The sequence below is a fragment of the Streptomyces sp. NPDC052016 genome (assembly GCF_044548445.1).
GTDB lineage: Bacteria > Actinomycetota > Actinomycetes > Streptomycetales > Streptomycetaceae > Streptomyces.
This window is the reverse complement of the sequence record NZ_JBIUBX010000003.1, coordinates 351,635-370,546: the sequence shown is the minus strand read 5'-3', so window position 1 is coordinate 370,546 and position 18,912 is coordinate 351,635. Positions and strand designations below refer to the sequence as shown.

Sequence of the window (18,912 nt, the reverse complement as noted above, 5' to 3'; positions counted from 1 at the left end):
CCCCCCCCCCCCCCCCCCCCCCCCCCCCCCCCCCCCCCCCCCCCCCCCCCCCCCCCCCCCCCCCCCCCCCCCCCCCCCCCCCCCGACCCACCCACACCCCGGCACGCGACGGCACACCCTCGGCCGGCACCTGAACCCGCACCCCAACCCCAACCCGCACCCGCACCCCAACCCCGCCCCAACCCACACCACCCACGCCCACGCCCACGCCCACGCCCACCCCCACATCCACACCCGCAACCAATGCTCACGCCCCCCGCAAGCCCGTCCCCTCCCGTCGTCACACCCACGTGCGAGGATCGGATGCACAGCTCACGGAACACAGTCCGAGCAACACCGGCCGAGCAACACAGGCCACCCGCGCCAGCGAAGGAGAGCCGCGATGGCAACGAAGCCGCCCAAGGCCGACCCGGTCCAGGACGCGCCGCAGGTCGCCGAGCCGAAGCACGCGGCGGCGGGCCTCCCGGCCATCGGGCACTCCCTGCGGATCGCCCAGCAGCAGATGGGCGTGAAGCGCACCGCCCTGACACTGCTGCGCGTGAACCAGAAGGACGGCTTCGACTGCCCCGGCTGCGCCTGGCCCGAGCCGGACCACCGTCACGCGGCGGAGTTCTGTGAGAACGGCGCGAAGGCGGTGGCCGAGGAGGCCACCCTGCGCCGGGTCACCCCGGAGTTCTTCGCCGCGCACGCCGTCGCCGACCTGGCGACCCGCAGCGGCTACTGGCTCGGCCAGCAGGGCCGCCTGACGCACCCCATGTACCTCCCCGAGGGAGGAGAGAAGTACGAGCCGGTCTCCTGGGACCGCGCCTTCGACATCATCGCCGAGGAGATGACCGCCCTCGCCTCCCCCGACGAGGCCGTCTTCTACACCTCGGGCCGCACGAGCAACGAGGCCGCGTTCCTCTACCAGCTCTTCGCGCGCGAGCTGGGCACGAACAACCTGCCGGACTGCTCGAACATGTGCCACGAGTCCTCCGGCTCGGCGCTGTCGGAGACGATCGGCATCGGCAAGGGCAGCGTCCTGCTGGAGGACCTCTACAAGGCCGACCTGATCATCGTCGCGGGCCAGAACCCGGGCACGAACCATCCGCGGATGCTCTCGGCGCTGGAGAAGGCGAAGGCGAACGGCGCGAAGGTGATCAGCGTCAATCCGCTGCCCGAGGCCGGCCTGGAGCGCTTCAAGAACCCGCAGACGCCCAAGGGTCTCACCGCGGGCGCCGCGCTGACGGACCTGTTCCTGCAGATCCGCATCGGCGGCGACCAGGCCCTCTTCCGTCTCCTGAACAAGCTGGTCCTGGAGACGGACGGCGCGGTCGACGAGCGGTTCGTCAGCGAGCACACCCACGGCTTCGAGGAGTTCGCGGCCCAGGCGCGCGCCGCCGACTGGGACGAGACGCTCACCGCGACGGGCCTCACGCGCGCGGAGATCGAGGAGGCCCTGCGCATGGTGCTGGCCTCGGAGCGCACGATCGTCTGCTGGGCGATGGGCCTGACCCAGCACAAGCACTCCGTTCCGACGATCCGCGAGGTGGTCAACTTCCTGCTGCTGCGCGGCAACATAGGTCGTCCGGGCGCGGGCGTGTGCCCGGTGCGCGGCCATTCCAACGTGCAGGGCGACCGCACGATGGGCATCTTCGAGCGCCCGGCTCCCGCCTTCCTGGACGCCCTGGAGAAGGAGTTCGGCTTCGCGCCGCCGCGCGAGCACGGCTTCGACGTCGTCCGGGCCATCCGCGCGCTGCGCGACGGCGAGGCGAAGGTGTTCTTCGCGATGGGCGGGAACTTCGTCTCGGCCTCGCCGGACACGGAGGTGACGGAGGCGGCCATGCGGCGCGCCCGCCTCACCGTGCACGTGTCGACGAAGCTGAACCGCTCGCACGTCGTGACCGGTGCGCGGGCCCTCATCCTGCCCACCCTCGGCCGCACCGAGCGTGACGTCCAGGGCAGCGGCGAGCAGTTCGTGACCGTCGAGGACTCCATGGGCATGGTGCACGCCTCACGGGGTCGCCTGGAGCCGGCGAGCACGCACCTGCTGTCCGAGCCGGCGATCGTCTGCCGGCTGGCGCGCCGGGTGCTGGGCGAGGACAGCAAGGTGCCGTGGGAGGAGTTCGAGAAGGACTACGCGGCGATCCGGGACCGCATCGCACGCGTGATCCCCGGTTTCGAGGACTTCAACGCGCGCGTGGCCCGCCCCGGGGGCTTCGCCCTGCCGCACGCCCCGCGCGACGAGCGCCGTTTCCCGACGGCCACCGGGAAGGCCAACTTCACCGCGGCGCCGGTGGAGTACCCGAGGCTGCCCGAGGGCCGGCTCCTGCTGCAGACGCTGCGCTCGCACGACCAGTACAACACCACGATCTACGGCCTGGACGACCGCTACCGGGGGATCAGGAACGGCCGCCGGGTGGTGCTGGTCAACGCCGAGGACGCGCGGTCGCTGGGGCTCGCCGACGGCGCGTACGTCGATCTCGTCGGCGAGTGGACGGACGGCGTGGAGCGGCGGGCGCCCGGCTTCCGGGTGGTGCTGTACCCGACGGCGCGAGGCTGTGCGGCCGCGTACTACCCGGAGACGAACGTCCTGGTGCCGCTGGACGCCACCGCGGACACCAGCAACACCCCGGCCAGCAAGTCCGTCGTCGTGCGTCTGGAACAATCGGCGACCGACTGAGCGTTTGCTCAGCCAGTGCGGCATCCTTCCGCCGTACCGGTCACGACGAACGGAGCAGGGCCCATGGGCGAGCAGCAGCACGTGAAGTTCCCGCAGGAGGTCATCGACGAGTACGCGGCGCTCGGCGTCGATCTGCAGGCCCTCTTCTCCGCCGGCCACCTGGGCACGCGCATGGGCGTGCAGATCGTCGAGGCCTCCCCGGACCGGGTCGTGGGCACGATGCCGGTGGAGGGAAACACCCAGCCCTACGGGCTGCTGCACGGCGGCGCCTCCGCGGTGCTCGCCGAGACCCTCGGCTCGGTGGGGGCGATGCTGCACGGCGGCAGCTCCAAGATCGCCGTCGGCGTGGACCTCAACTGCACCCACCACCGCGGGGTCCGCTCCGGCCTGGTCACCGGCGTGGCCAGGCCCGTGCACCGCGGCCGCTCCACGGCGACGTACGACATCGTCATCAGCGACGAGGAGGGCCGCCGGGTGTGCAGCGCCCGCCTCACCTGCCTGCTGCGGGACGTGACCGCGGGCGACAAGGAGCGTGTGAACGGCGCGAGTTGAGCCGACGGGAGCCCGCAGGCACCGGACGGACTCCGCTTCGGGCCCCGACCCGCCACGTACCGCCCCCGGCCCGTTGAACCGGCCACCGCCGCGCCTTAGCGTCGACGCATGACAACAGGAGGAGACACCGGGCCTCGGGCGGCGCCAGGGGGCGTCGGCAACGTCTCGACTGGCCCTCCACGCCTGGGTCGGTGGCTGGGACGCGCCCTGCTGACCGGTGGACTGCTCACCGGGGCACTGCTGACCGGTGGGCTGCTCGCCGGGTGCGGGACACCGGGCGCGCAGGACGCGGCGACGGCCGGCGCGCCGGCCGCCCCGGGCTCCGCCTCCAACTCGCCGTCACCCGGGGCCACACCGCCCGAGGCCCTGTGCGCGCGCATCGTCGCCTACTGGTCCCGGGAGGTGCTGGACGGCACCACGTACGGCGACTACCAGTCGATGGGGCTGTCCAACGGCCAGTACGAGATCCTCAGGGACGTCGTGGACACGGCCCGCGCGCGGAAGGAGAAGGCCGGCCGGCGCGCGGCCGAGGAGCTGATCGACCGCGACACACGCACCGCCTGCGCGGAGCTGTACCGCGGCGGCGCCCCCACCAAGGGTCCCTGGCAGTGAGCGGCGTCGGCCCCGTCGAGCCGGGTGAGGGCACGCGCGCGTGGAAGCCGCCCGCGTCGGACGCCCCGTCACTTTCCCGACTTCTCCTGAAGCGGGCCGTGTCGTGGTCCGCCCGGCACCGCCGCGTGGCCCTGGTCACCGGCTCCGCCGCCGTCCTCCTCGCGGGCGCCGGCTACCTCCACGCCACGCGCACCCCACCGCCGCCGTCCGTTCCGCCCCCGTTCCCGTCGCAGGTCGTGGCGATCGCCTACCTGGGCGCACAGGCCCCGCCCGCGGGCGCCGCCGGCAGGAGCTTCCGCTTCGGCGTCGAGATCACCACGCGGGCCGGCCCCCCGGTCACCGTGGTACGGATTTCCCAGCCGTACGCCGGGCTTTCCGTCTCCGCCGCGCCGGCTCCGCCATTCCGCGGAAGCTCCGGTTCCGCCAAAACGGTTGTGATCACCATGCAAGTGGCCGATTGCGCGAACGCACCGAGGGGCGTCGGACTTCCTTTCCTGGATGTAACTCTGCGTAATACGCGCGCAATGGAAGACCACAGTTTCATTCTGGGCGATCGCTATGCGCACGACCTCTCACAGGCCCTGCAGGTCGCCTGCAGCAACGAGTTCGCGTCATCACCAAAGTCGAAGAACACTACTGAAATCACGGTCGCACTTCCTGCGAGTTCTCACTATGCGGACTGGGCGAATCGGCCTGAATTCAGCTCATCCACCCACTGAGCACCGCTCTGCATTACGTCGTGTCATAACAAGAGCGTCACAGCCTCGGTCAGACTCTCCTCCACGTTCCCTGCACACGCTTAGAGTCACGCCCAGTCACCGCGCCATCGGAATCGAAGTCATTTCGTCCCAGCGCTCGACTCGACCCCTCAACCAGGAGGGGCCGTGCCAGGGAAAGGACTGATCGTGCGTCAACGTTCGCTCATCGCCATCACCGCCGCGCTGGCGGCGGGAGCACTCACCCTCACCGCCTGCGGCTCGCGCGACGATAGCGGTGGCTCGGACTCCGAAGGCAGCGGAGGCACCACCGTCGTCATCGGCGTCGACGCGCCGCTCACCGGCGACCTGTCCGCGCTCGGTCTCGGCATCAAGAACTCCGTCGACCTCGCCGCCAAGACGGCCAACAAGGAGAAGACCGTCGACGGCGTGACCTTCAAGGTCGAAGCCCTCGACGACCAGGCGCAGCCCTCCTCCGGCCAGCAGAACGCCACCAAGTTCGTCGCCAACGACGACGTCCTCGGTGTCGTCGGCCCGCTGAACTCCTCCGTCGCCGAGTCGATGCAGAAGGTCTTCGACGACGCCAAGCTCGTCCAGGTCTCGCCCGCCAACACCAACCCGGCCCTGACCCAGGGCCCGAAGTGGCAGACCGAGAAGGCCCGCCCGTACAAGTCGTACTTCCGCACCGCGACCACGGACGCCATCCAGGGCCCGTTCGCCGCGCAGTACATCGTCAACGACGCCAAGAAGAAGAAGGTCTTCGTCATCGACGACAAGAAGACCTACGGCGCCGGCCTGGCCGCCACCTTCACCGAGGAGTTCAAGAAGCTCGGCGGCCAGGTCGTGGGCACCGAGCACATCGACCCCGACACCAAGGACTTCTCCGCGGTCGCCACCAAGGTGAAGTCGTCCGGCGCCGACGTCGTCTACTACGGCGGCGAGTACCCGCAGGCCGGCCCGCTCAGCAAGCAGATCAAGGCCGCAGGCGCCAAGATCCCGCTGGTCGGCGGCGACGGCATCTACAGCGCCGACTTCATCAAGCTGGCCGGCACCAGCGGCACCGGCGACCTCGCCACCTCCGTCGGCGCCCCGGTCGAGGAGCTCCCCTCCGCCAAGGAGTTCGTCGCCAACTACAAGACCGAGGGCTACAAGGAGGCCTACGAGGCCTACGGCGGCTACTCCTACGACTCCGCCTGGGCGATCATCGAGGCCGTGAAGAAGGTCGTCGAGGACAACGACGGCAAGCTTCCGGACGACGCCCGCGCCAAGGTCACCGAGGCCATGCAGAACGTCTCCTTCGACGGCGTGACCGGCAAGGTGTCCTTCGACGAGTTCGGTGACGCGACCAACAAGCAGCTCACCGTCTACGCCGTCGAGGGCGGCACGTGGAAGGCAGTGAAGTCCGGCACGTACTCCGGCTGACCCACACCCGCACCCATCCATGAGCCGCGCGGGGCGCTGCACCACAAGCGCCCCGCGCGGACTCACATCCGGTCACATCCCTCGACTATCCGAACGTCTCGGAGGACATGCGGTGAACGAACTGCCGCAGCAGCTGGTCAACGGCCTGCTACTGGGATCCATGTACGGGCTGGTCGCCATCGGCTACACGATGGTCTATGGCATCGTCCAGCTCATCAACTTCGCCCACGGCGAGATCTTCATGGTGGGCGGCTTCGGCGCCCTCACCATGTACCTCTACGTGCTGCCCGACGGCACGTCGATGTGGGTGGCACTCCCCCTCATGCTCGTCGGCGGCATCATCGTCGCCGTCCTCGTCGCCGTAGGAGCCGAACGCTTCGCCTACCGGCCCCTGCGCACGGCGCCACGCCTCGCCCCCCTCATCACCGCCATCGGCCTCTCGCTCGCCCTCCAGCAGGCGGTGTGGGCCTGGTACCCGGACGCCCGGTCCGCGATCACCTTCCCGCAGATCGAAGGCGGCCCCTTCGAGATCGGCAGCGTCACCATCCAGACCGGCGACGTCTTCCTGCTGGTCGCCGCCCCCATCAGCATGGCCATCCTCGCCTACTTCGTCATGAAGACCCGCACCGGCCGCGGCATGCAGGCCACCGCGCAGGACCCGGACACCGCCAAGCTCATGGGCATCAACACCGACCGCATCATCGTGGTCGCCTTCGCCCTCGGCGCCGCCTTCGCCGCCATCGGCTCCGTCGCCTACGGCCTCAAGTACGGCGAAGTCCAGTTCCGCATGGGCTTCATCCTCGGCCTCAAGGCCTTCACCGCAGCCGTCCTCGGCGGCATCGGCAACATCTACGGCGCCATGCTCGGCGGACTCGTCCTCGGCGTAGCCGAAGCACTGTCCACCGCCTACATCTCCGACATCCCCGGCATGGAGCAGTTCGGCAGCCAGTCCTGGGCCAACGTCTGGGCGTTCGTACTCCTCATCCTCGTGCTCCTGTTCCGGCCCCAGGGCCTGCTCGGCGAGCGCGTGGCGGACAGGGCGTGACACCGATGACCACACAGACCACCGCACCGCAGACGCCCGACAAGACCACGGGCGCCACCACCCACAGCCTCGTGGCCATCCCCCCGCACATCGGCCGCGCCCTCGCCACCGCGGGCGGCGCCCTCTCCATCGCCTCCACCTTCCTCGCCTGGACCTGGACCGCCGCCTTCCCCGGCGACCTCACCGTCTACGGCTACCCGGGCGGTCTCCAGGTCCTCGTCCTCATAGGCGGCGCACTCACCACGCTCTTCGGCCTCGCCTCCTACGGCGTCAAGGGCCTGCGCTGGCTCACCCCCGCCGGCGCCGACAGCGCACTCAAGCTGGCCGCACTCGGCACCTTCGCCACCGCCTGGTACACCATCCTCGCCATCAGCTCCAAGCTCGGCGGCCTCGTCAACCTCGAGCCCGGCGGCTGGGTCGCCGCCGCGGCCACCCTCGTCGCACTGCTCGGCGCACTCGCCCTGCCCTTCCAGCGCCCCGAGACCGAACCGGCCGACCCCGAGGACAGCGCCTGGGAGCAGTACCGCCACAACCAGCGCAACAACTGGACCGTCATCAAGGCCGCCTTCGCCACCGGCCCCGTCACCCCCGCGCGCAAGCTGCCCTCGTACGCCGAGATCCTGATCATCGTCGCCGCCCTCGCCCTCGGCCTGATCGTCTTCACCTACGGCATCGGCACCGAGTACGACGAACTCTTCATCGGCTTCCTCATCACCGCCGGCTTCGGCTTCGGCGCGGCCGCCAAGGCCGGGCTCGTCGCCCGAGTCTCCGCGGCCACCTCGAAGCACCGCAACGTGACGATGATCGGCGCGTTCGTCGCAGCCGCCGCCTTCCCGTTCACCCAGTCCGACGACCAGTACGCGACCATCGGCGTCTACATCCTCATCTTCGCCACCGTCGCCCTCGGCCTGAACATCGTCGTCGGCCTCGCCGGCCTCCTCGACCTCGGATACGTCGCCTTCCTCGGCGTCGGCGCCTACACCGCGGCCATGGTCTCCGGCTCCCCCTCCTCACCGTTCGACATCCACCTGCCGTTCTGGGCCTCCGCCCTCCTCGGCGCCGCCGTCGCCATGGTCTTCGGCGTCATCATCGGCGCCCCGACCCTGCGACTGCGCGGCGACTACCTCGCCATCGTGACGCTCGGATTCGGTGAGATCTTCCGCATCACCGTCCTCAACATGGACGGCACCTCCGGCCCCGACATCACCAACGGCTCCAACGGCATCTCCTCCGTCCCGAACCTCAACATCCTCGGGTTCGACTTCGGCCAGGAGCACACCTTCCTCGGCTTCACCATCGCCCGCTTCGCCAACTACTTCCTGCTGATGCTGCTCATCACGCTGGTCGTGGTCGTGGTCTTCCGGCGCAGCGGCGACTCCCGCATCGGCCGCGCCTGGGTCGCCATCCGCGAGGACGAGACGGCCGCCCTCGCCATGGGCATCAACGGCTTCCGGGTCAAGCTCATCGCCTTCGCCCTCGGAGCCGCCCTCGCCGGCCTCGCCGGCACCGTCCAGGCCCACGTCACCTACACCGTGACCCCCGAGCAGTACCAGTTCGCCCACGTGGTCCCGCCGAACTCGGCGTTCCTCCTCGCCGCGGTGGTCCTCGGCGGCATGGGTACGATCAGCGGACCGCTCGTGGGTGCCGCTCTGCTCTACCTGATCCCGGCCAAGCTCCAGTTCCTCGGCGACTACCAGCTTTTCGCCTTCGGACTCACCCTCGTGCTGCTCATGCGCTTCCGTCCGGAAGGCCTCATCCCGAACCGGCGCCGCCAGCTCGAATTCCACGAAGAGGCCGAAGCGCCCGCAGTCCTCAGCAAGGCAGGGGCCTGACACACCATGACTACCGACACCACCACCAAGGACGCCGCTCCGGGCGCCACCGCCCCCGGCCAGACCGTCCTCGACGCCCGCGGCGTCACCATGCGCTTCGGCGGCCTCACCGCCGTACGCAACGTCGACCTGACCGTCAACAGCGGCGAGATCGTCGGACTGATCGGCCCCAACGGCGCCGGCAAGACGACCTTCTTCAACTGCCTCACCGGCCTCTACGTCCCCACCGAGGGCGAAGTCCGGTACAAGGGCCAGGTCCTGCCGCCCAAGTCCTTCAAGGTGACCGCAGCCGGCATCGCCCGTACCTTCCAGAACATCCGTCTCTTCGCCAACATGACGGTCCTGGAAAACGTCCTCGTCGGCCGCCACACCCGCACCAAGGAAGGCCTGTGGTCCGCACTGCTGCGCGGCCCCGGCTTCCACAAGGCCGAAGCAGCCTCCCGCGAACGCGCCATGGAACTCCTGCAGTTCGTCGGCCTGGACGCCAAGGCCGAGCACCTGGCCCGCAACCTGCCCTACGGCGAGCAGCGCAAACTGGAGATCGCCCGCGCCCTCGCCAGCGAGCCGGGCCTGCTCCTCCTGGACGAGCCCACCGCCGGCATGAACCCGCAGGAGACGCGCGCCACCGAGGAACTCGTCTTCGCCATCCGCGACATGGGCATCGCCGTCCTCGTCATCGAGCACGACATGCGCTTCATCTTCAACCTCTGCGACCGCGTCGCCGTCCTCGTCCAGGGCGAAAAACTCGTCGAAGGCGACAGCGCCACCGTCCAGGGCGACGAACGCGTCGTCGCCGCCTACCTCGGCGAACCCTACGAAGACGCACCCGGCAAGGAGGAGGTCGCGGAAGTCGAGGCAGCCGAGGCACAAGCCGAGCCCACCACGGACGCCGCGCCCGGCAAGGAGAACGACCGATGACCGCACTGCTCGAAGTAGAGGACCTCCGGGTCGCCTACGGCAAGATCGAAGCCGTCAAGGGCATCTCCTTCAAAGTCGACGCCGGCGAAGTCGTCACCCTCATCGGCACCAACGGCGCCGGCAAGACGACCACCCTGCGCACCCTCTCAGGACTGCTCAAGCCCGCCGGCGGACAGATCAAGTTCGACGGCAAGTCCCTGAAGAAGGTCCCCGCCCACAACATCGTCTCCCTCGGCCTCGCCCACTCCCCCGAAGGCCGGCACATCTTCCCGCGCATGACCATCGAGGACAACCTGTACCTCGGCGCCTTCCTGCGCAGCGACAAGGCCGGCATCGAAAAGGACGTCCAGCGCGCCTACGACCTCTTCCCCATCCTGGGCGAACGTCGCAAGCAGGCGGCCGGCACCCTCTCCGGCGGCGAACAGCAGATGCTCGCCATGGGCCGCGCCCTCATGTCCCAGCCCAAACTGCTCATGCTCGACGAACCCTCCATGGGCCTCTCGCCGATCATGATGCAGAAGATCATGTCGACCATCGCCGAACTCAAGGCCCAGGGCACGACGATCCTCCTCGTCGAACAGAACGCCCAAGCCGCCCTCTCCCTGGCCGACCACGGCCACGTGATGGAAATCGGCAAGATCGTCCTCTCCGGCACCGGACAGGACCTCCTCCACGACGAGTCCGTCCGCAAGGCGTACCTCGGCGAGGACTGAACCGGAACTCCGGTCCGACCGACAGCGAGGCCCGCACCCCTCTTCTCCGGGGGTGCGGGCCTCGCCGTCGAATCAGCCGCGGGCCGCTCAGCCCTTGGACGCCTTCTTCTCCTCCGCGTCCTGAATGACCGCCTCCGCCACCTGCTGCATCGACATACGCCGGTCCATCGACGTCTTCTGGATCCACCGGAACGCCGCCGGCTCCGTCAGCCCGTACGCCGTCTGCAGGATCGACTTCGCCCGGTCCACCAGCTTCCGCGTCTCCAGCCGCTGGGTGAGGTCCGCGACCTCCTTCTCCAGCTCCTTCAACTCCGTGAACCGCGAGACGGCCATCTCGATCGCCGGAACGACATCACTCTTGCTGAACGGCTTCACGAGGTAAGCCATGGCACCGGCATCGCGCGCACGCTCGACCAGATCACGCTGCGAGAACGCCGTCAGCATCAGCACCGGCGCGATCCGCTCCTCCGCGATCTTCTCCGCGGCGGAGATACCGTCCAGCTTCGGCATCTTCACATCGAGGATGACCAGGTCCGGCTGGTGCTCACGGGCCAGCTCGATCGCCTGCTCGCCGTCACCGGCCTCACCGACGACGCTGTAGCCCTCCTCCTCGAGCATCTCTTTGAGGTCGAGCCGGATCAGGGCCTCGTCCTCGGCGATGACGACACGGGTCGTCAGCGGAGGCACGTGCGACTTGTCGTCGTCGGGCGCGTCTACGGGCTGGGGCGACTCGGGGGCGGTCACGAAGGCTCCTCGTTCAGGGCAGGGGTACTGCTGACAAGAGCCTACCCAGCTGCGCCTCAGTCCGGTCACCCGGTACACTCCTCTCGGATTGCCCAGCCGGGTTGGCGGAACAGGCAGACGCTGATGTCTCAAACACATCTGTCCGAAAGGACGTGCGGGTTCGAGTCCCGCACCCGGCACCGTTAAGCGGAGGACCACGTTCGCGTGGTCCTCCGCTTTTTCGTGCCCACAGTTTGCGACCAGTCACGCAAAGTGTCCGTATGAACTCCCATGGCACTGGAGTGCGAGAGATGGCGCTCACCCTCCTCCGGAACGGTGCGAGCAACGCCGAAGTGGCCCGGCACCTCAACGTTCCCTCGGGGACAGTGGGCTACTGGAAGCACGTCGACCGAGCGAAACGCGGCGAGTGTCCCGGCGCACACGATCCACAGTGCCCACGGTGTGACGGGCGAGAACTCGCGGAGTCGGCGTACGGCTATCTCCTCGGCCTCTATCTGGGCGACGGCCACATCAGTCACTACTCCGGACACCGAGTGCCCAGCCTCATGATCACCTGCACCGCATCCTGGCCCGGACTCATGGACGACTGCGAGCAGGCCATGCGCGCGGTTTTCCCCGACAACTCTGTCTGCCGCGTCCGCAGGACCGGTTGCAGCAACATCAAGGTGTACTCGAAGCACCTGCCCTGCCTCTTCCCCCAACACGGCCCCGGTAAGAAGCACGAGCGCCCCATCGTCCTCGAAGCCTGGCAGCGCGCCGTCGTCGACGCCCACCCCTGGGAATTCGTCCGCGGCCTCATCCATTCCGACGGATGCCGTCTCACCAATTGGACGACCCGCGTGGTCGCCGGCGAGCGCAAGCGCTACGAATACCCCCGGTACTTCTTCACCAACGTCTCGGAGGACATCCGGCGCCTCTACACGGACACCCTCGACAAGCTCGGCGTCGCATGGACGCACTGCACCCGCTACGGCAACCCGTACAACATCTCCGTCGCCAAGAAGGCCTCCGTCGCCCTCCTCGACGCCCACGTGGGCCCCAAGTACTGACCCCCTCCCCTGCCCCTACTTGTCGTCCTCGCCGATGTGGTGCACGCGCACCAGGTTCGTGGAGCCGGACACGCCGGGAGGGGAGCCGGCCGTGATCACGACCACGTCGCCCTTCTGGCAGCGTCCGTAGCGCAGCAGCAGCTCGTCCACCTGGTCGACCATGGCGTCCGTCGAACCGGCGTGGGGGCCCAGGAACGTCTCCACGCCCCAGGTCGCGCTGAGCTGGGAGCGGGTCGCCGGTTCCGGGGTGAAGGCCAGGAGGGGGATGGGTGAGCGGTAGCGGGAGAGGCGGCGGGCGGTGTCGCCCGACTGGGTGAAGGCGACGAGGTACTTGGCGCCGAGGAAGTCGCCGATCTCGGCTGCTGCGCGGGCCATCGCGCCGCCCTGGGTGCGGGGTTTGTTGTTCTCGGTGAGGGGTGGGAGGCCCTTGGCGAGGATGTCCTCCTCGGCCGCCGCCACGATTTTCGCCATCGTGCGGACGGTCTGGACCGCGTACTTGCCGACGCTGGTCTCGCCGGAGAGCATCACGGCGTCGGTGCCGTCGATGACGGCGTTGGCGACGTCCGAGGCTTCGGCGCGGGTCGGGCGGGAGTTCTCGATCATCGAGTCGAGCATCTGGGTGGCGACGATGACGGGTTTGGCGTTGCGTTTGGCCAGTTTGATGGCTCGCTTCTGGACGATGGGGACCTGTTCGAGGGGCATTTCGACGCCGAGGTCGCCGCGGGCGACCATGAGTCCGTCGAAGGCGGCCACGATGTCGTCGATGTTCTCGACCGCCTGGGGTTTTTCGACCTTGGCGATGACGGGCAGGCGGCGGCCCTCCTCGTCCATGATGCGGTGGACGTCGACGATGTCCCTGCCGGTGCGGACGAAGGAGAGGGCGATGATGTCGAAGCCGGTGCGCAGGGCCCAGCGGAGGTCGTCTTCGTCCTTTTTGGAGAGTGCGGGGACGGATACGGCCACTCCGGGGAGGTTGAGGCCTTTGTGGTCGGAGATGATGCCGCCTTCGACCACTCGGGTGTGGACGCGGGGGCCGTCGACCTGGGTGACTTCGAGGGTGACCTTGCCGTCGTCGACGAGGATGCGCTCGCCCTCGGTGACGTCGGCCGCGAGGCCGGAGTGGGTGGTTCCGCAGGTGTGGCGGTCGCCTTCGACGCCTTCTTCGACGGTGATGGTGAAGGTGTCTCCGCGTTCGAGGAGTACGGGTCCTTCGGTGAAGCGGCCGAGGCGGATCTTCGGGCCTTGGAGGTCGGCGAGGATGCCGACGCTGCGGCCGGTTTCGTCGGCGGCCTTGCGGACGTGCCGGTAGCGCTCCTCGTGTTCGGCGTGGGTGCCGTGGCTGAGGTTGAAGCGTGCGACGTCCATTCCGGCTTCGACCAGGGCTTTGATCTGGTCGTAGGTATGGGTGGCGGGGCCCAGGGTGCAGACGATTTTTGCTCGGCGCATGGTTCGAGCCTATGACTTACCGCCGGGTAGGGAATTGGTGAGGCGTGACTCCTCAACGGCCTTTGGGTGAACGCTTAGACAAGCGTTGAATTGTGCGGCCGACCGCTCTGATGAGCACGTTGGCGGCTGTGGGTATTCCCCGAAAAGGTGAATTCACGGTGCGGGGGGACCATCGTGCATTGCGCGCTCTTCGGGGGTGGCTTCGGGTGCGGTGGTGGCCGTGGACATGCGGGCGGCTCGGCGGTCGGGGGCGGCGGGGATACGTCGGGGGTGACGCTGGGCGTGGTCATACGCCCCACTCTGGCAGTTCTTCGCTGGTTATGGGCGGGGGGTGGCGCAGGTGAGGTCATCAGATCGAAACCTGCGGGGCCTGTTGTGGTTTGCCATGGCCGGGTCAGAATCTACGCGCGTTATCTACGCGCGTCGTCGACCCGTTCCTCCGAGGAGAGCTGGACATGCCGTTGAACCGCCGGAAGTTCCTGAAGAAGTCCGCCGTGACCGGGGCGGGGGTGGCGATCGCGGGCGCGGCTGCGGCCCCGGTGGCGCAGGCGGCGGAGGCGGGGAAGCCCGCGAGGCCGGCGAAGCGGTACGCGTTCACGGTGATGGGGACGACGGATCTGCACGGCAACGTCTTCAACTGGGACTACTTCACGGACCAGGAGTTCGACGACAAGGCGCACAACGACGTCGGTCTGGCGAAGATCTCCACCCTGGTGAACCAGGTCCGCGAGGAGAAGGGTCGCCGGAACACGCTGTTGATCGACGCGGGTGACACGATCCAGGGCACCCAGTTGTCGTACTACTACGCCAAGGTGGATCCGATCACCGCGCAGGGCGGGCCGGTGCATCCGATGGCGCAGGCGATGAACGCGATCGGCTATGACGCGGCGGCGCTGGGCAACCACGAGTTCAACTACGGCATTCCGGTGCTGCGCAAGTTCGAGGAGCAGTGCCGTTTCCCGCTGCTGGGGGCCAACGCGCTGGACGCGAAGACGTTGCGTCCTGCGTTTCCGCCGTTCAGCATGCACTGTCTGCGTACTCCGCACGGCCGTGATGTGAAGGTGGCGGTTCTGGGTCTCACGAACCCGGGGATCGCGATCTGGGACAAGGCGAACGTGCAGGGGAAGATGACGTTCCCGGGTCTGGAGGAGCAGGCGGCGAAGTGGGTGCCGAAGCTGCGGTCGATGGGTGCGGACGTGGTGATCGTGTCGGCGCACAGTGGGTCGTCGGGTACGTCGTCGTACGGTGACCAGTTGCCGTACATCGAGAACGCGGCGGGTCTGGTGGCGGAGCAGGTGCCGGGTATCGACGCGATTCTGGTGGGTCACGCGCACACGGAGATCCCGGAGTACTTCGTGACGAACAAGGAGACCGGCAAGCAGGTCGTGCTGTCGGAGCCGCTCAAGTGGGGTCAGCGGTTGACGTTGTTCGACTTCGAGGTGGTGTGGGAGAAGGGCCGCTGGTCGGTCGAGAAGGTGGGTTCGCGGGTTCTGAACTCCAACACGGTGGAGGAGGATCCGCGGATCGTGAAGCTGCTCGGTGACGAGCACGAGAAGGTCGTGGCGTATGTGAACCAGGTGATCGGTACGAACGCGGCGGAGATGAGGTCGGTGGAGGCTCCGTACAAGGATGTTCCGATCATCGATCTGATCAACCACATTCAGGCGGACACGGTGAAGCAGGCGCTGGCGGGTTCGGAGTACGCCTCTTTGCCGGTGTTGTCGCAGGCGGCGGCGTTCTCGCGCAGTGCGGTGATTCCGGCGGGCGAGGTCACGATCCGGGATGTGGCGGGTCTGTACGTGTTCGAGAACACGCTGGAGGCCCGTTTGATGACGGGTGCGCAGATCAAGGCGTATCTGGAGTACTCGGCGAACTACTTCGTGCAGACGGCGGCGGACGCGGCGGTCGATCCGGCGAAGCTGACGAACGCGAACGGTACGCCGGACTACAACTATGACGTGGTGAGTGGTCTGACGTACGAGATCGACATCGCGAAGGCGGCCGGTTCGCGGGTGATGAATGTGCGGTTCGAGGGGGCGCCGCTCGCGGACGACCAGCAGTTCGTGTTCGCCGTGAACAACTATCGGGCCAATGGTGGCGGCAACTTCCCGTTCGTGGCGGCGGCGAGGTTGCTGTGGTCGAACTCGGACGAGATCCGTAACACGATGATCGCCTGGGTGAAGGCGAAGGGGTCGATCGATCCGGCGGAGTTCGCGTCGGTGGACTGGAAGCTGACGCGGAACGGTACGCCTGTTTTCTAGGTCGTGGTGCGGTAGGGGCGGTGGGAGTGTTCTCCTGCCGCCCCTCGGTGTTTCTACCGGGTGTCGGTGAGGGGGGTGAGGGTCTGTGGGTGGCGGGTCGGGGGGACGTGGGGTGGGGTGTCGAGTCCGAAGGTGGTGAAGGCGGTTCGGGTGGGCAGGGGGTAGGTCTCCTTGCCGGTGACGGTGTTGAGGATGGTGGCGCTGCGCCAGGCGGCGAGGCCGAGGTCGTGGGCGCCGACGCCGTGGGTGTGGCGTTCGGCGTTCTGGACGTAGATGTTGCTGCCGGTGGCGGTGATGGCGGGGTCGAGGACGAGGCGGAAGTGTTCGTCGATGCGGGGGCGTTCGTTGCTGTCGCGGCGGAGGTAGGGGTCGAGGCCGGCGAGGAGGCGGTCGAGGGGGCGTTCGCGGTGGCCGGTGGCGAGGACGACGGCGTTGGTGGTGAGGCGGCTGCGGGTGTTCTGCTGGAGGTGTTCGAGGTGGAGTTCGATCTGGGTGGTGGTCATGCGGCCGGCGGTGCGGACGCGGACGCCGGGGGTGAGGACGGCGTCGGGCCAGCCGCCGTGGAGGGTGCGGCGGTAGAGCTCGTCGTGGATGGCGGCGAGGGTGGTGGCGTCGATGCCCTTGTGGAGTTGCCATTGGGCGGTGACGAGGCGGTCGCGGACGGGTTCGGGGAGGGCGTGGAAGTAGCGGGTGTAGTCGGGGGTGAAGTGTTCGAGGCCGAGCTTGGAGTACTCCATGGGGGCGAAGGCCTGGGTGCGGCCGATCCAGTGGAGTCGTTCGCGGCCGGTGGGGCGGTGGCGGAGGAGGTCGAGGAAGACTTCGGCGCCGGACTGTCCTGAGCCGACGACGGTGACGTGGTCGGCGGCGAGGAGGGTGGTGCGGTGGTCGAGGTAGTCGGAGGCGTGGACGACGGGGACGCCGGGTGCGTCGGCGAGGGGGCGCAGGGGGTCGGGGATGTGGGGTCGGGTGCCGATGCCGAGGACGACGTTCTTGGTGTGGGTGCGGCCGAGGGCTTCGGCTTCTCCGTGGGCGTCGAGTCGGGTGTGGTCGACTTCGAAGACGTCGCGTTCGGGGTTCCAGCGGACGGCGTCGACCTGGTGGCGGAAGTGGAGGCCGGGCAGGGTGTGGGCGACCCAGCGGCAGTAGGCGTCGTATTCGGCGCGTCGGATGTGGAAGTGCTCGGCGAAGTAGAAGGGGTAGAGCCGGTCGTGGGTCTTGAGGTAGTTGAGGAAGGTCCAGGTGCTGGTGGGGTCGGCGAGGGTGACGAGGTCGGCGAGGAAGGGGACTTGGATGCGGGCGCCGTCGATGAGGAGGCCGGGGTGCCAGGTGAAGGTGGGCTGTTGTTCGTAGAAGACGGCGTCGAGTTCGGTGAGGGGGTGGGTGAGGGCGGCGAGGGAGAGGTTGCTGGGGCCGATGCCGATGCCGACGAGGTCGCGCGGGGTGTCGGTGTCCGGGGGTGGGGGCGTGTTCATGTGGGGGTGTTTCCTTCTGCCGCTTTCAGGAGGGCGGCCAGGTGGTCGGGGTGGGTGTGGGGGTTGAGGAGGGTGGTCTTGAGCCAGAGCCGGCCGTCGAGGTGGGCGCGGCCGAGGACGGCGTGGCCGTCGGTGAGGAGGTGGCGGCGTAGCGCGGCTACGGCGGCGTCGGGGGCGCCTGTGGGGCGGAAGAGGACGGTGCTGAGGGTGGGCCGGTCGTAGAGGTCGAGGGTGGGGTGCTGTCGGATGAGGTCGGCGAGGGTTTGTGCGTGGGCGCAGACCTGGTCGACGAGGGTGGCGAGGCCGGTGCGGCCGAGGGTTTTGAGGGTGACGGCGATCTTGAGGATGTCGGGGCGGCGGGTGGTGCGCAGGGAGCGGCCGAGGAGATCGGGGAGGCCCGCGTCGGTGTCGTCGTCGGCGTTGAGGTAGTCGGCGTGGTGGTGGAGGGCGGTGAGTTCGCTGGGGTCGTGGACCGCGAGGAGGCCGGCGGCGGCGGGTTGCCAGCCGAGTTTGTGCAGGTCGAGGGTGACGGTGTGGGCGGCGTCGAGGCCGGTGAGTCGGGGGCGGTGACGGTCGCTGAAGAGGAGGCCGCCTCCGTAGGCGGCGTCGATGTGGAGGCGGGCGCCGTGGGTGGCGCAGAGGTCGGCGATGTCGGGGAGGGGGTCGATGAGGCCGGCGTCGGTGGTGCCGGCGGTGGCGGCGACGAGGACGGGGCCGGGGAGCCGGGTGAGGGTGTCGTCGAGCGTGGCGGGGTCGAGGGTGCCGGTGGGGGTGGGGACGGCGACGGGGGTGGGCAGGCCGAGGAGCCAGGCGGCGCGCGGCAGGGAGTGGTGGGCGTTGGCGCCGTGGACGAGGCGGAGGCCGGGGGCGTGTTGTTCACGGGCCAGGAGGAGGGCGAGTTGGTTGGACTCGGTGCCGCCGGTGGTGACGAGGGCGTCCGCCATTCCGGCTTCTCGTGCCAGGGCGCGGGTGACCAGGGTCTCCAGTTCCGAGGCGGCGGGGGCCTGGTCCCAGGAGTCGAGGGAGGGGTTCAGGGCGGAGGCGGCGAGGTCGGCGGCGACGGCGACGGCGAGGGGTGGGCAGTGCAGGTGGGCTGCGCACAGGGGGTGGGCGGGGTCGGCGGCGCCTTCGGCGAGAGCCTGGACAAGGGTGTGGAGGGCTTGGGGGTCGCCCTCGTCGGGGAGGACGTCGCCGACGGCGTCGCGGACGCGTGCGGCCACGGCGGCCGGGCCGCCTGCGGGGAGGGGGCCGCGGCGGGCCTGTGTGCCGGTGTGCAGGGCGTCCAGGACCGTTGCGAGCAACGGGCGCAGGGCGTCGGGTCCTTCGGGGCCTGAGGCGAGGGGCGGAAGGCTCATGGGGCTCCTCCGGAGGCGGGGAGTCCCAGTTTGTCGGTGAGTGCGCGGAGATGGCCTGCGAGCTGGGGGAATTGGACCCGAAAGTGGGAGCGGCGGGGGGCGTTCGGGGGTGC

15 protein-coding genes and 1 tRNA gene are annotated in these 18,912 nt (G+C 69.0%); 12 read left to right on the top strand and 4 right to left on the bottom strand.

The features are described 5' to 3' along the window. The first annotated feature begins 382 nt into the window (after nucleotides 1–382). From ACIHAR_RS06620 to ACIHAR_RS06580, 9 genes are all read left to right on the top strand, one after another. Nucleotides 383–2,662: an FdhF/YdeP family oxidoreductase gene (locus tag ACIHAR_RS06620; RefSeq protein WP_400017377.1), complete on the top strand. Its 2,280-nt coding sequence runs from the start codon at nucleotides 383–385 to the stop codon at nucleotides 2,660–2,662. A gap of 63 nt (nucleotides 2,663–2,725) precedes the next feature. Continuing rightward, entirely contained in the window at nucleotides 2,726–3,214 is a 489-nt protein-coding gene (locus ACIHAR_RS06615) for a hotdog fold thioesterase (protein ID WP_365468847.1), read from the top strand. 108 nt (nucleotides 3,215–3,322) lie between these two features. Beyond that, on the top strand, nucleotides 3,323–3,826 hold the full coding sequence (locus ACIHAR_RS06610; protein WP_365468850.1) for a hypothetical protein: 504 nt from the start codon (nucleotides 3,323–3,325) through the stop codon (nucleotides 3,824–3,826). Next, entirely contained in the window at nucleotides 3,823–4,545 is a 723-nt protein-coding gene (locus ACIHAR_RS06605; RefSeq protein ID WP_365468853.1) for a Tat pathway signal sequence domain protein, read from the top strand. Before ACIHAR_RS06610 ends, ACIHAR_RS06605 begins: the two co-directional genes overlap by 4 nt. Nucleotides 4,546–4,731: 186 nt before the next feature. After that, nucleotides 4,732–5,964, top strand: a complete 1,233-nt coding sequence (locus tag ACIHAR_RS06600) for a branched-chain amino acid ABC transporter substrate-binding protein (RefSeq protein WP_365468856.1) — start codon at nucleotides 4,732–4,734, stop codon at nucleotides 5,962–5,964. Between the two features lie 112 nt (nucleotides 5,965–6,076). After that, nucleotides 6,077–7,009 carry a branched-chain amino acid ABC transporter permease gene (locus tag ACIHAR_RS06595; protein WP_388755756.1) on the top strand — a complete coding sequence of 311 codons (933 nt, stop codon included), beginning with the start codon at nucleotides 6,077–6,079 and terminating at the stop codon, nucleotides 7,007–7,009. A gap of 5 nt (nucleotides 7,010–7,014) precedes the next feature. Further along, on the top strand, nucleotides 7,015–8,841 hold the full coding sequence (locus ACIHAR_RS06590) for a branched-chain amino acid ABC transporter permease (protein ID WP_400017372.1): 1,827 nt from the start codon (nucleotides 7,015–7,017) through the stop codon (nucleotides 8,839–8,841). Between the two features lie 6 nt (nucleotides 8,842–8,847). After that, nucleotides 8,848–9,759 carry an ABC transporter ATP-binding protein gene (locus tag ACIHAR_RS06585; protein WP_365468865.1) on the top strand — a complete coding sequence of 304 codons (912 nt, stop codon included), beginning with the start codon at nucleotides 8,848–8,850 and terminating at the stop codon, nucleotides 9,757–9,759. Beyond that, nucleotides 9,756–10,472 (top strand): ABC transporter ATP-binding protein, encoded by a 717-nt coding sequence (locus ACIHAR_RS06580; RefSeq protein WP_384651318.1) that lies wholly within the window; start codon nucleotides 9,756–9,758, stop codon nucleotides 10,470–10,472. The genes ACIHAR_RS06585 and ACIHAR_RS06580 overlap by 4 nt, the downstream gene beginning before the upstream one ends. An 87-nt stretch (nucleotides 10,473–10,559) precedes the next feature. Here ACIHAR_RS06580 and ACIHAR_RS06575 read toward each other — a convergent pair whose 3' ends face one another. After that, complete coding sequence (locus ACIHAR_RS06575; protein ID WP_365468871.1) at nucleotides 10,560–11,216, bottom strand: response regulator; 657 nt, start codon at nucleotides 11,214–11,216, stop codon at nucleotides 10,560–10,562. Nucleotides 11,217–11,311: 95 nt separating this feature from the next. Here ACIHAR_RS06575 and ACIHAR_RS06570 point away from each other — a divergent pair. Continuing rightward, a tRNA-Leu gene (locus tag ACIHAR_RS06570) sits at nucleotides 11,312–11,395 on the top strand. Between the two features lie 111 nt (nucleotides 11,396–11,506). Next, nucleotides 11,507–12,265 (top strand): helix-turn-helix domain-containing protein, encoded by a 759-nt coding sequence (locus tag ACIHAR_RS06565; protein ID WP_400017369.1) that lies wholly within the window; start codon nucleotides 11,507–11,509, stop codon nucleotides 12,263–12,265. Nucleotides 12,266–12,280: 15 nt separating this feature from the next. On the opposite strand, the gene pyk is transcribed toward ACIHAR_RS06565, so the two are convergent. Further along, nucleotides 12,281–13,711 (bottom strand): pyruvate kinase, encoded by a 1,431-nt coding sequence (pyk, locus tag ACIHAR_RS06560; protein WP_365468877.1) that lies wholly within the window; start codon nucleotides 13,709–13,711, stop codon nucleotides 12,281–12,283. Between the two features lie 455 nt (nucleotides 13,712–14,166). Here pyk and ACIHAR_RS06555 point away from each other — a divergent pair, with 455 nt between their 5' ends. Continuing rightward, nucleotides 14,167–15,972, top strand: a complete 1,806-nt coding sequence (locus ACIHAR_RS06555) for a bifunctional metallophosphatase/5'-nucleotidase (RefSeq protein ID WP_400017402.1) — start codon at nucleotides 14,167–14,169, stop codon at nucleotides 15,970–15,972. Between the two features lie 53 nt (nucleotides 15,973–16,025). On the opposite strand, the gene ACIHAR_RS06550 is transcribed toward ACIHAR_RS06555, so the two are convergent. Both ACIHAR_RS06550 and ACIHAR_RS06545 read right to left on the bottom strand, forming a co-directional pair. Beyond that, nucleotides 16,026–17,444, bottom strand: coding sequence for a lysine N(6)-hydroxylase/L-ornithine N(5)-oxygenase family protein (locus ACIHAR_RS06550; RefSeq protein WP_400017367.1), 1,419 nt, complete (start codon nucleotides 17,442–17,444; stop codon nucleotides 16,026–16,028). Then, entirely contained in the window at nucleotides 17,441–18,799 is a 1,359-nt protein-coding gene (locus tag ACIHAR_RS06545; RefSeq protein ID WP_400017365.1) for a pyridoxal phosphate-dependent decarboxylase family protein, read from the bottom strand. Before ACIHAR_RS06545 ends, ACIHAR_RS06550 begins: the two co-directional genes overlap by 4 nt. Between the last annotated feature and the right edge of the window lie 113 nt (nucleotides 18,800–18,912).

Excerpts from the sequence above, each read along its gene's own strand:
- ACIHAR_RS06620 (WP_400017377.1), top strand. The coding sequence starts at position 383 with ATGGCAACGAAGCCGCCCAAGGCCGACCCGGTCCAGGACGCGCCGCAG.
- ACIHAR_RS06615 (WP_365468847.1), top strand. The coding sequence starts at position 2,726 with ATGGGCGAGCAGCAGCACGTGAAGTTCCCGCAGGAGGTCATCGACGAG.
- ACIHAR_RS06610 (WP_365468850.1), top strand. The coding sequence starts at position 3,323 with ATGACAACAGGAGGAGACACCGGGCCTCGGGCGGCGCCAGGGGGCGTC.
- ACIHAR_RS06590 (WP_400017372.1), top strand. The coding sequence starts at position 7,015 with ATGACCACACAGACCACCGCACCGCAGACGCCCGACAAGACCACGGGC.
- ACIHAR_RS06585 (WP_365468865.1), top strand. The coding sequence starts at position 8,848 with ATGACTACCGACACCACCACCAAGGACGCCGCTCCGGGCGCCACCGCC.
- ACIHAR_RS06580 (WP_384651318.1), top strand. The coding sequence starts at position 9,756 with ATGACCGCACTGCTCGAAGTAGAGGACCTCCGGGTCGCCTACGGCAAG.
- ACIHAR_RS06565 (WP_400017369.1), top strand. The coding sequence starts at position 11,507 with ATGGCGCTCACCCTCCTCCGGAACGGTGCGAGCAACGCCGAAGTGGCC.
- pyk (WP_365468877.1), bottom strand. The coding sequence starts at position 13,711 with ATGCGCCGAGCAAAAATCGTCTGCACCCTGGGCCCCGCCACCCATACC.
- ACIHAR_RS06555 (WP_400017402.1), top strand. The coding sequence starts at position 14,167 with ATGCCGTTGAACCGCCGGAAGTTCCTGAAGAAGTCCGCCGTGACCGGG.
- ACIHAR_RS06550 (WP_400017367.1), bottom strand. The coding sequence starts at position 17,444 with ATGAACACGCCCCCACCCCCGGACACCGACACCCCGCGCGACCTCGTC.
- ACIHAR_RS06545 (WP_400017365.1), bottom strand. The coding sequence starts at position 18,799 with ATGAGCCTTCCGCCCCTCGCCTCAGGCCCCGAAGGACCCGACGCCCTG.